This is a genomic window from Kitasatospora sp. NPDC089913 (genome assembly GCF_044748625.1).
In the GTDB taxonomy this organism is placed as follows: Bacteria; Actinomycetota; Actinomycetes; order Streptomycetales; family Streptomycetaceae; genus Kitasatospora.
Genome location: NZ_JBIVGI010000045.1, coordinates 13797 through 24040 on the forward strand (window position 1 = coordinate 13797; position 10244 = coordinate 24040).

The 10244-nt window shown below is 75.7% G+C and carries 6 protein-coding genes; all 6 read left to right on the forward strand.

Annotated features, from left to right (window positions below; translation table 11 throughout):
- The first annotated feature begins 6 nt into the window (after nucleotides 1–6).
- The 6 genes from ACIPYS_RS37845 to ACIPYS_RS37870 all read left to right on the forward strand — a co-directional run bounded on the left by ACIPYS_RS37845 (nucleotide 7) and on the right by ACIPYS_RS37870 (nucleotide 10236).
- Nucleotides 7–4494, forward strand: a complete 4488-nt coding sequence (locus ACIPYS_RS37845) for an amino acid adenylation domain-containing protein (RefSeq protein WP_400754891.1) — start codon at nucleotides 7–9, stop codon at nucleotides 4492–4494.
- 207 nt (nucleotides 4495–4701) lie between these two features.
- On the forward strand, nucleotides 4702–6537 hold the full coding sequence (locus tag ACIPYS_RS37850; RefSeq protein ID WP_400754894.1) for a non-ribosomal peptide synthetase: 1836 nt from the start codon (nucleotides 4702–4704) through the stop codon (nucleotides 6535–6537).
- 59 nt (nucleotides 6538–6596) lie between these two features.
- A complete protein-coding gene (locus ACIPYS_RS37855; protein ID WP_400754897.1) occupies nucleotides 6597–7565 on the forward strand; it encodes a thioesterase domain-containing protein in 969 nt (322 codons plus the stop codon).
- Nucleotides 7559–8743, forward strand: a complete 1185-nt coding sequence (locus ACIPYS_RS37860) for a cytochrome P450 (protein ID WP_197698641.1) — start codon at nucleotides 7559–7561, stop codon at nucleotides 8741–8743. Before ACIPYS_RS37855 ends, ACIPYS_RS37860 begins: the two co-directional genes overlap by 7 nt.
- A gap of 273 nt (nucleotides 8744–9016) precedes the next feature.
- A complete protein-coding gene (locus ACIPYS_RS37865) occupies nucleotides 9017–9229 on the forward strand; it encodes an MbtH family protein (RefSeq protein WP_093862994.1) in 213 nt (70 codons plus the stop codon).
- An 8-nt stretch (nucleotides 9230–9237) separates the two neighbouring features.
- A complete protein-coding gene (locus ACIPYS_RS37870) occupies nucleotides 9238–10236 on the forward strand; it encodes a TauD/TfdA family dioxygenase (RefSeq protein ID WP_093865267.1) in 999 nt (332 codons plus the stop codon).
- Nucleotides 10237–10244: the final 8 nt, after the last annotated feature.

The following is a 10244-nucleotide window of genomic DNA, read 5'->3' on the forward strand; positions in this document are numbered from 1 at the left end:
GAGGCCGTGCGCCCGTCCGACCCCCCGACCCCCGCTCCTCCTGCCGACGCCGTCCGCACCGCGCCCGCCTCCGGCCTCCAGCGCGGACTCTGGTTCCTCGACCGCCTCGACCCGGACGCCGTCACCTACACCACGCCCTGGACGTACGAGGTCACCGGCCCGCTCGACCTCGACCTGCTGGCCAAGGCCCTGGACGCCGTCACCGCCCGGCACGAGGCGCTGCGCACCACCTTCGCCCTGCACCCCGACGGCCCCCGCCAGCACGTCCACCCCGGGCTCGCGGTGCCGCTCGCCGTCACCGACCTGCGAACCCTGCCCGCGGACGAACGCGACGCCCGGGCCGAGGAGTTGATCGCCGAACGGTCCGCGCTGCCGTTCGACCTCGCGGCCGGCCCGCTGCTGCGCGCCGAGGCGCTCCGGCTCGACGACGAGCGCACCACCCTGCTGTTCGTCGTCCACCACATCATCTGGGACGGCTGGTCGGCCGACCTCTTCGAACGTGAACTCACCGACCACTACCGGGCGTTCCTAGAAGGGCGGACCCCGGACGCGCCCGCCCTCGGCACCCAGTACGCCGACTGGGCGGAGGAGGAGCGGCACACCTCCTACGAGGAGCACCTGGCCTACTGGAAGGACCGGCTGGACGGCGCCCCGACCCTGCTCGACCTGCCCGGCGACCGGCCCCGGCCGGCCGAGCGCGGGGAGCGCGGCGGAACCGAGCACTTCGGCCTCGCCCCCGGCAGCGCAGCCCGGGTCCGGGAGCTGGCCGAGCAGGAGGGCGTCACCCCCTTCACCGTTCAGCTCGCCGCCTTCGCCCTGCTGCTGAACCGCTGGACCGGTGCCGACGACCTGCTCGTCGGCACCCCGGTCACCACCCGCAACCGGCCCGAACTCGCCGATCTGCTCGGCTACTTCGTCAACCTGCTGCCGCTGCGGATCCGGCTCGCCCCGGACACCGCCTTCCGGACGCTGCTGGCCGACATCCAGGACGGCGCCTTCGACGCCTTCGGCTACCTCGACCTGCCCTTCGACCAGCTGGTCGACCGTCTCGGCACCGCCCGCACCCCGCAGCACCCGCCGCTGGTCCAGGTGGTGTTCGGCGCCCACGGCGAGGACAGCACCCCGCTCGCGCTCGGCCCGGCCACCGCCCGGCGCACCGTCCGCGCCAACGGCACCAGCAAGTTCGACCTCACCTGGTCGGTCTTCGAACCCGTCGGCGACGGCGGCGGCGAGATGCGTGGCGAGGCCGAGTACAACGGCGACCTCTTCGACCCCGGCACGATCCGGCGGCTGGCCGCCGACTACGCGGTCCTGCTGGACGCCGCCCTCGCCGACCCGGACGCCACCGTGCTGCGGCTCACCGCCGCCCCCGCCGCCGGGGCCCGGTCCCGCCCGGCCCGGCTCGACGAGGGCCACTGCCTGCACCACCTGTTCGAGCGGGCCGCCGACGCGCACGGCGACCGCCCCGCCGTCGACGACGGGCGGGAACGCCTCGACTACGCCGAACTCGACCGCCGGGCCAACCGGTTGGCGCACACCCTGATCGAGCGCGGCGTCCGCCCCGGCGACCGGGTCGGCCTGCTGCTGGAACGCACCGCCACCGTGCCGGTCGCGATCCTCGCCGTGCTCAAGGCCGGCGCCGCCTACGTGCCGGTCGACCTCGTCGCCCCCGCCGATCGGGCCGCCCTGGTCTTCGGCGACACCGCCGTGCGGGCCGTCCTCACCGACCGCCCCGACCGCGCCCCGGACGGCCCCTGGCCGACCCTCGACCTCACCGTCGGCGGCGCCGGAGCCGCCGAGGTCGCCGCCCGCCCCGACACCCGCCCGCCCGCGGTCGGCCGCCCCGGCGACCTCGCCTACCTGATCTTCACCTCGGGCTCCACCGGCCGCCCCAAGGGCGTCGCCGTCGCCCACGAGCACGTCAGCCGGCTGCTGGACTCCGGCCGCGAGCACTTCGGCTTCGGCCCGGACACCACCTGGACGCTGTTCCACAGCTACGCCTTCGACTGGACCGTCTGGGAGCTCTGGGGCGCCCTGCTGCACGGCGCCCGGCTGCTCGTCGTGCCCTACCTGACCAGCCGCTCGCCGGAGGAGTTCGCCGAACTCCTCGACACCGAGCGGGTCACCCACCTGTGCCTCACCCCGTCCGCGCTGCGCCAGCTCGAACCGGCCCTGCGCCGCCGCCCCCGCGCCCTGCCCGCCCTGCGCTGGATCATGCTCGGCGGCGAGGCGCTCGACCCGGGCGTGGTCCAGCGCTGGCACGACCTCGACCCGCTGCCGCCCGCCCGGCTGTGCAACCTGTACGGCATCACCGAGACCACCGTGCACGTCACGATCCACGACGTGGCCGAGGGCGGTGCCGGCTTCGAACGCAGCCTGATCGGCGACCCGATGCCGCACCTGACCGCCGCCGTCCTGGACGACTGGCTGCGGCCCTGCCCGCCCGGGGTGCCCGGCGAGCTGTACATCGGCGGCGGCAGCCTCGCCCACGGTTACTGGGGGCGCCCCGGACTCACCGCCGGACGCTTCGTCGCCGACCCGGCCGGACCGCCCGGCGCCCGCCTCTACCGCACCGGCGACGTCGCCCGGCGGCTGCCGGACGGCGGCCTGGAGTACGTCGGCCGGGCCGACTTCCAGGTCAAGCTGCGCGGCTTCCGGATCGAACTCGGCGAGATCGAGAACGCCCTGGCCGCCCACCCCGACGTCGACGCCTGCGTGGTGACCCTCCACGAGGACCGGCTCGCCGCCTACGTCACCGGCCGCGCCCCGGCGGACGCGCACGAGTTCCTCGGCCGCTCCCTGCCCGCCTACATGGTCCCGGCGAGCGTCACCGTGCTCGACGCCCTGCCGCTGACCGTCAACGGCAAGGTCGATCGGGCCGCGCTGCCCGCCCCCGGCCGCGCCGCGCCCACCCGGGCCGGCCGGCACACCGAGGCCCGCAGCCCGGAGGAGGAGCTGTTCGCCGCCGTCTGGACCGAGGTGCTCGGGGTGCCCGGGATCGGCGTCCACGACGACTTCTTCCACCTCGGCGGCGACTCCATCCGGGCCGTCCAGCTCGCCGGAGCCCTGCACGACCGGGGCTGGCAGGTCTCGCTGCGGGACGTCTTCAACGCCCCCACCGTCGCGGCCCTGCTGCCGCTCGCCCGGCCGGTCGAGGCCGCCCCCGGCGCCGATCTGCCGTTCGCGCTGATCGACGAGGAGGACCGCGCCGAGCTGCCGCCCGGGATCGTCGACGCCTACCCCATGGTGTCGATGCAGCTGTCGATGGTCTTCCACATGGAGGTCGCCGGCGGCACCGACAGCTACCACAACGTCAACTCCTACCGGATCAGCGGCGACCTCGACGAGACCGCGTTCCGCCGCTCGGTCAACGAGGCGATGGCCCGCCACGCCGTGCTGCGCACCGGCCTCGACCTCTCCGGCTACGGCGAACCGCTCCAGCTGGTGCACGGCACCCTGCCCGCCCCGGTCGAGTTCGCCGACCTGCGCGACCGGCCCGAGGCGCAGCAGGACCCCGAGGTCCGCGCCGTGTTCGAGGACCACCGCGACCGGCCGTTCGACCTCGCCGAACCCCCGCTGTTCCGGATCACCGTGCAGCGGCTCGCCGACCGGGCGTTCCAGCTCACCGTCTCCGAGCACCACGCGATCCTGGACGGCTGGAGCTTCACCTCCCTGCTCACCGAGATCCTCGAACGGCACACGGCGCTCACCGCCGACCCGGTCTCCGCTCCCGCCGCGCCGCCGCGCACCGCCTTCCGCGACTTCGTGGCCGTCGAACGCGCCGCCTCCACCGACCCGGACTCCCTCGCCTACTGGCACCAGCGGCTCGACGGCGCCACCGGCCAGCTCTGGCCCGGCAGCGAGGACGTGCACGAGCTGCCGCGCACCGTCGAACGGGTGCTGCCGGACGCGCCGGGCCAGCTGCGCGCCGTCGCCGACGCGCTCTCCGTCCCGGTCAAGTCCGTCGCCCTCGCCGCCCACCTGTACGCCCTCGCCCGGATCACCGGGCGGCAGCGGGTCACCACCGGGCTGGCGATGAACGGCCGGCTCGAACGGCTCGGCGGCACCGAGGTCTACGGGCTGTTCCTCAACACCGTGCCGCTGGTCGCCGAACCGGGCGAGGACCTCGCGGCGCTGGTGCGGCACGTGCACCGGGAGGAGCTCGACATGATGCCGCACCGCCGGGTCCCGTTCGCCCGGCTGGCCCGGATGATGGCCGACACCGCGCTCGACAGCCAGTTCGGCTACCTGCGCTTCCACGCCCTGGGCCGGCTCAGCGCGGCCCGGATCGAGGACGGCCGGATCGGCAGCGAACCCACCTACCGGCACGAGCCCAACAGCTTCACCTTCGGCGCCTCGCTGATCCAGGACCCAGCCTCGCAGCGGGTGCTGCTCGCGGTGGACCACCAGCGGGCGCTGGTCGACGACGCCACCGCCGAGGAGTTCATCGACACCTACGCCGGGGCCCTGGCCCGCCTGGCCGGGGAGGTCTGACCGGGCCCGCGAGCAGGGGTGGCGCCGGTGCCCGACCGCGGGCAGCTGTCCGGGCCCGGCCCCACCCCCTCCCCGCCCCTCCCCGCCCCTCCCCGCCCCTCCCGGCGCCGCGCCCCGCCGCGCCCCCATGACTTCGCACCACCGCCCGACCGCACGCCGTCCCGCCCCGCCCCGTCCGACCTCATCGAGATCGAGGAGTACCCCGCCATGACCACCTTCGCCGAGCCGGCCGCCACCACCTCCGCCGACACCCCCGGCTCCTCCACCGCCCCCGCCGACCTGCTGGCCCGGCTGCGCGCCGCCGTCGCCGCCCACCCGGCGCGGCCCGCCGTGCACGCCGCCGACGGCAGCCTCGACTTCGCCGCCCTGGACCGCCGCACCGCCGCCCTCGCCGCCGCCCTCCGGGCCACCGGCGTGCGCCGCGGCGACAAGGTCGGCGTCCACCTGGCCCGCACCCTGGACCTGCCGGTCGCGCTGCTCGCCGTCTGGCGGGCCGGCGCCGCGTACGTCCCGCTGGACCCGGCCTACCCCGCCGAGCGGATCTCCTTCATGGCCGCCGACGCCCGCCTCGCCGCCGTGGTCAGCGCCGAGGCGGCCCCGCCCGTCCCGGCCGGCGTCCCGGTGCTGCGCCCCGACGCGGCGTGCGAGGACGCGGAGGCCGAGGGCGCCTTCGTCCCGGACCCGCTGGACTCCGCCTACGTCATCTACACCTCCGGCTCCACCGGTCGCCCCAAGGGCGTCGAGGTGCCGCACGGCGCCGTCGCCGACCTCGCGGCCGGACTGGAGCAGGCCGGTGCCTACCGGCCGGAGCCGTCCGTCGTCGCCTGGAACGCCAGCGTCTCCTTCGACGCCTCGGTCCAGCAGTGGATCCGGATCTGCCGCGGCGACACCCTGGTGGTCGTCGACGACGCCCGTCGCGCCGACCCGGCCCGGCTGGCCGCGCTGCTCGCCGAGCACGCCGTCACCGACCTCGACCTGACGCCCTCGCACTGGCAGCTGCTCCGCGAGCAGCTGACCGGCGCCGCCGTGCCGCGCCTGTTCATGGGCGGCGAGCCCGTGCCCGGGCGCACCTGGCGCGAACTGGCGGACGGCGGCATCGACGCCTTCAACCTGTACGGGCCGACCGAGTGCACGGTCGACGCGATCACCGCCCGGATCACCGGCCCCGGCCCGCACCTGGGCGAGCCGCTGCCCGGTGTGCGGGTGCACCTGCTGGACGAGCGGCTGCGGCCGGTCACCGGAGCCGGCGAGGTCGGCGAGCTGTACCTCGCCGGACCCGGCCTCGCGCACGGCTACGCCGGGCAGCCGGGGCTGACCGCCGGCCGCTTCGTCGCCGACCCGTTCGCGACCGCGCCCGGCGCCCGGATGTACCGCACCGGCGACCAGGCCCGCCGCTCCGCCGAGGGCCTGCTGGAGTACGTCGGCCGGGTCGACCGGCAGGTCAAGCTGCGCGGCTTCCGGATCGAGCTCGGCGAGGTCGAGCACGCGCTGGCGGCACTGGACGGCGTCACGGCCGCCGCGGTGACCGTGCACGAGCCCGCCCCCGGCGACACCCGTCTCGCCGCGTACGTCACCGGCCCGGGCGCCGCCCCCGCCTCCACCGCTGCCGCCGAGCTGCTGGCCGAACTGCGCCGGACCCTGCCCGCGCACCTGGTGCCGTCCACCGTGACCGTGCTGGAGGCGATGCCGCTCACCCCGAACGGCAAGACCGACCACCGGGCGCTGCCCGTTCCGGCCGCCGAGGCGGCGCCGGAGGCGGCCGGCGGGGGAGTGGCGGAGCAGGTCGCCGAGGTGTGGCGGACCGTGCTCGGCGTCCCCGAGGTGCTGCCCGCCGACGACTTCCTCTCGCTCGGCGGCCACTCGCTCGCCGCGCTGCGCGTCGTCCACCTGCTGCGCCGCAAGCTGAACGTCGAGCTGCAGCTGCGGCACCTGCTGGACGCCGCCGACCTGGCGGCCTTCACCGAGGCCGTGCAGCGGGCCGCCCAGGCCGGACCGGCCGCCGCCCGTCCGGCCCTCACCGCCCGCCGGCCGGCCGTCCGATGAGCCCGACGACCCCGACGAGCCCGGTGACCCCGGTGACCCCGACGGCCCCGGCAACCGCGATGACCCCGACGGGTCCCGGTCCCGCCGCCAGGCCGCCCATCACCGCCCGTCCGCGCCCGGCCGCCGCGCCGCTGCCCACCACCCCGGCCGTCCGTCGTGCCTCGGCCGCCCCTGGTGCCACGGCTGTCGCTCCGTCCGCCGTCCCCGCCACCCGGCCGCGGATCGAGGGGGACTGGTTCCTCCTCCCCGCGCCCCGGCCCGAGGCCCCCGTCCGGCTGTTCTGCTTCCCGCACGCCGGCGGCGACGCCACCGCCTTCACCCCGCTGGCCCGGGCCCTCGGTCCCGCCGCCGAGGTGTGGGCACTGCGCCCGCCGGCCCGGGGCGGCCGCAGCCGCGACCCGATGCCCGCCGACTTCGCCGCGCTGACGGCCGAGGTCGCCCGGGAGATCGCCCCGCACCTCGCCCCCGGCCGCCGGGCCGCCTTCTACGGGCAGAGCTTCGGCGCCCTGCTCGCCCACGAGGTGGCCCGGGCCCTGCCCGCCGACCGCCGCCCCGAACTCGTGGTGGTGGCCGGCGCGCCCAGCCCGGCCGAGTGGACCGAGCGGGAGTCCAAGGACCTCGACGCGGCCGAACTCCTGCGGCTGACCGGCCTGGAGGAGCTGGTCAGCGCCGACCCCGAGCTGGTGGAACTCGCCCTCGGCGGTATCCGCACCGATCTCGCGGTCAGCGCCACCTACCGCCACCACCCGCACCCGCCGCTCGCCTCCGCGCTGTACGCGCTGGCCGGGGCCGACGACCCGATGCTCGCCACCACCGACCTCTCCGGCTGGGCGGCCCACACCCGGGGCGCCTTCGGCCAGTCGGTGCTGCCCGGCGGGCACCTGCTCGCCACCGTCGACCGGCCCGGTCCGGTCGACCTCCTGACCTCCCTCCTGCACTCCCTCCCCACCGGCCGCGCGGCGGCCGACCCCACCTCCAGCACCGCCACCGCCACCGCCACCGCTTCCGAGGAGCAGCCGTCATGGTGACCACCACCTCCGTCGATCTCACCGACCCCGCCCTGTGGGCGGACCCCGAGACCCCGGCGCTGGTCGCCGAGCTGCGCCGCGAGGCGCCCGTGCACCGCACCGACAGCCTGGACGACGGCCCGATCTGGTCGGTGATGACCTACAAGGAGTCGGCCGACGTGCTGCGCAACGCGGCCGTGTTCAGCTCCGAGTCCGGCTCGCTGCTGGGCGCCGGCGTCGGCAACGTCCCGGTCGGCTCGGGCCGGATGATGGCCCTCACCGACCCGCCCAAGCACCGCGAACTGCGGGCGCCCGCCAACCCGTTCTTCTCCAAGAACGGCGTCCGCGGAGCCTCCCGCTCGATCGCCGAGCGGGCCGGCGAGCTGTTCGACCGGGCCGTCGAGCAGGGCGAGGCCGACCTCGTCGACGTGGTCTCCGCGCTGCCGCTGGCCGTGATGTGCGACCTGCTGGACGTCCCGGAGAAGGACCGCGACATGATGGTCCGGGTCTGCGACGTGGCCTTCCTCGGCGCCACTCCGGAGGAACGCCGGGCCGGTCACCAGCAGTTGATCCCCTACCTGATGCACCAGGTGATGCTGCGGCGCACCGACCCCAAGGACGACCTCATCTCGATGATGGCGACCTACAAGGTCAACGGACGGCTGATGCCGGTCGAGGACGTCGTGCTCAACCTGGACAACATCGTCGTCGGCGGCGTCCAGACGGTCCGCCACACCGCCGCGATGGGCCTGCACACCCTGGTCAACCGGCCGGACCTGTGGCAGGCGCTGCAGCGCGGCGAGGTGGACATGGACTCCGCCGTGGACGAGCTGCTGCGCTGGACCTCGGTCGGGCTGCACACGCTGCGCACCGCCACCCGGGACATCGAGCTGGCCGGGCGGCAGATCCGGCGCGGCGACCGGGTCGCGGTCTGGGTGTGGTCGGCGAACCGGGACCCGGAGGCGTTCGAGGCGCCGGAGGAGATCCGGCTCGACCGCTCGCCCAACAAGCACCTGGCGCTGGGCCTGGGCGCCCACTACTGCATCGGCGCGCCGCTGGCGAAGGCCGAGCTGAGCGCGCTGTTCTCGGCGGCGCTGGAGAAGGCGGCGACGATCGAACCGGCCGGTCCGGTCGAGTACAACCGGTCGATCATCAACTTCGGCCTGGACCGCTTCCCGGTCCGGCTGACCCCGCGCTGACGACCCGCCGGGACCGCGCGCCGCGATCCCGCGCCGGCCCCTCCGACCAGCCCCGTTCCCGCCCGAGCCGCAGCCCCGCCCCAGCCCCACCGCACCCTCGCCCCAGCCCCGCTCCACCCCCCGTTCCCACCCCGTGCGCCCGAGGCCCGCGCAGGAGGACGGCAGTCCCGGAACTGCCGCTCACCTGCCGGGCCTTGTGCCGCTTCCGGCCCCGGCCCGCACCTACCTTCGAATCACACCGCACCGCGCCACCACCTCACCGAGGAGAGCACCGTGAGCAACCCGTTCGAGGACGACAACGCCGGCTACCTGGTCCTGGTCAACGACGAGAACCAGCACTCGCTGTGGCCGGTCTGGATCGACGTGCCGGCCGGCTGGACCACCGTCCACGGCGAGGCGCCCCGCCAGGAGTGCCTGGACTGGATCGAGACCAACTGGACCGACATCCGCCCGGCCTCGCTGGTCGCCGGCCTCGGGAACCGGTGAGCGTCGCCATGCTGACCTGGGAGCTGAACCCCGGCCGTCCGGCCCTCCTCCACGTCCCGGCCGCCGCCGACCTCGCCGAGGGCTGCGCCTGGCTCCGCGAGCACGAGGACGAGCTGACCGCCGCGCTGCACGAGCACGGCACGGTCTTCCTGCGCGGGCTGCCGGTCGCAGCCACCGAGGACGTCGCCGCCGTCCGCGACGTGCTGATCCCGGAGCCCACCCCGTACCGGGAGAAGGCCACCCCGCGCAGCGACTTCGGCAACGGCGTGTTCTCGTCCACCGACCTGGCGGCCGCGCTGCCGATCCGGATGCACAACGAGAACAGCTACACCCTGACCTTCCCCGGCCGGCTGCTGTTCGCCTGCCTGATCGCCCCGGAGGAGGGCGGCGCGACCCCGACCGCGGACGTCCGCAAGGTCCTCGCCGCGCTGCCGCCGCACCTGGCCGAGCGCGGCCGCCGCTCCGGCTGGACGCTCGGCCGCAGCTACTCGGAGTACGTCTCGCTGCCGTGGCGGACCGCCTTCGGCACCGAGGAGCCCGCCGAGGTCGAGCAGTACTGCCGGGAGAACGGCATCACCTGGGAGTGGCTGGAGGACGGCACCCTGCGCACCGACCAGCTGCGGCCGGCCACCATCCGCCACCCGCACACCGGCGAGGAGGTCTGGTTCAACCACCTGGCCTTCTGGAACGAGTGGTCGCTGGACCCGGACATCCGGGAGGCCATGGTCGAGGAGTTCGGCCCGGACGGCCTGCCGTTCAACACCGGCTTCGGCGACCGCGAGCCGGTCACCCGCGAGGACGTCGAGGCGCTGAACGCCGCCTACGAGGCCGCCACCGTGCGGGAGACCTGGCAGGTCGGCGACGTGATGCTGGTCGACAACGTGCTCTGCGCGCACGGCCGCGACCCGTACCGCGGCGACCGGAAGATCGCCGTCGCGATGGGCCGCCCGGTCGACGTCCTCGACTGCGAGCCGTCCGTCCTCCCGACCACCGCCGTCCCCGCGTGACGGCGTCC

What these genes read in the sequence shown, in the direction of transcription:
- ACIPYS_RS37855 (WP_400754897.1), top strand. Translation starts at nt 6,597, where the DNA reads ATGACCCCGACGGGTCCCGGTCCCGCCGCCAGGCCGCCCATCACCGCC.
- ACIPYS_RS37870 (WP_093865267.1), top strand. Translation starts at nt 9,238, where the DNA reads ATGCTGACCTGGGAGCTGAACCCCGGCCGTCCGGCCCTCCTCCACGTC.
- ACIPYS_RS37850 (WP_400754894.1), top strand. Translation starts at nt 4,702, where the DNA reads ATGACCACCTTCGCCGAGCCGGCCGCCACCACCTCCGCCGACACCCCC.
- ACIPYS_RS37860 (WP_197698641.1), top strand. Translation starts at nt 7,559, where the DNA reads ATGGTGACCACCACCTCCGTCGATCTCACCGACCCCGCCCTGTGGGCG.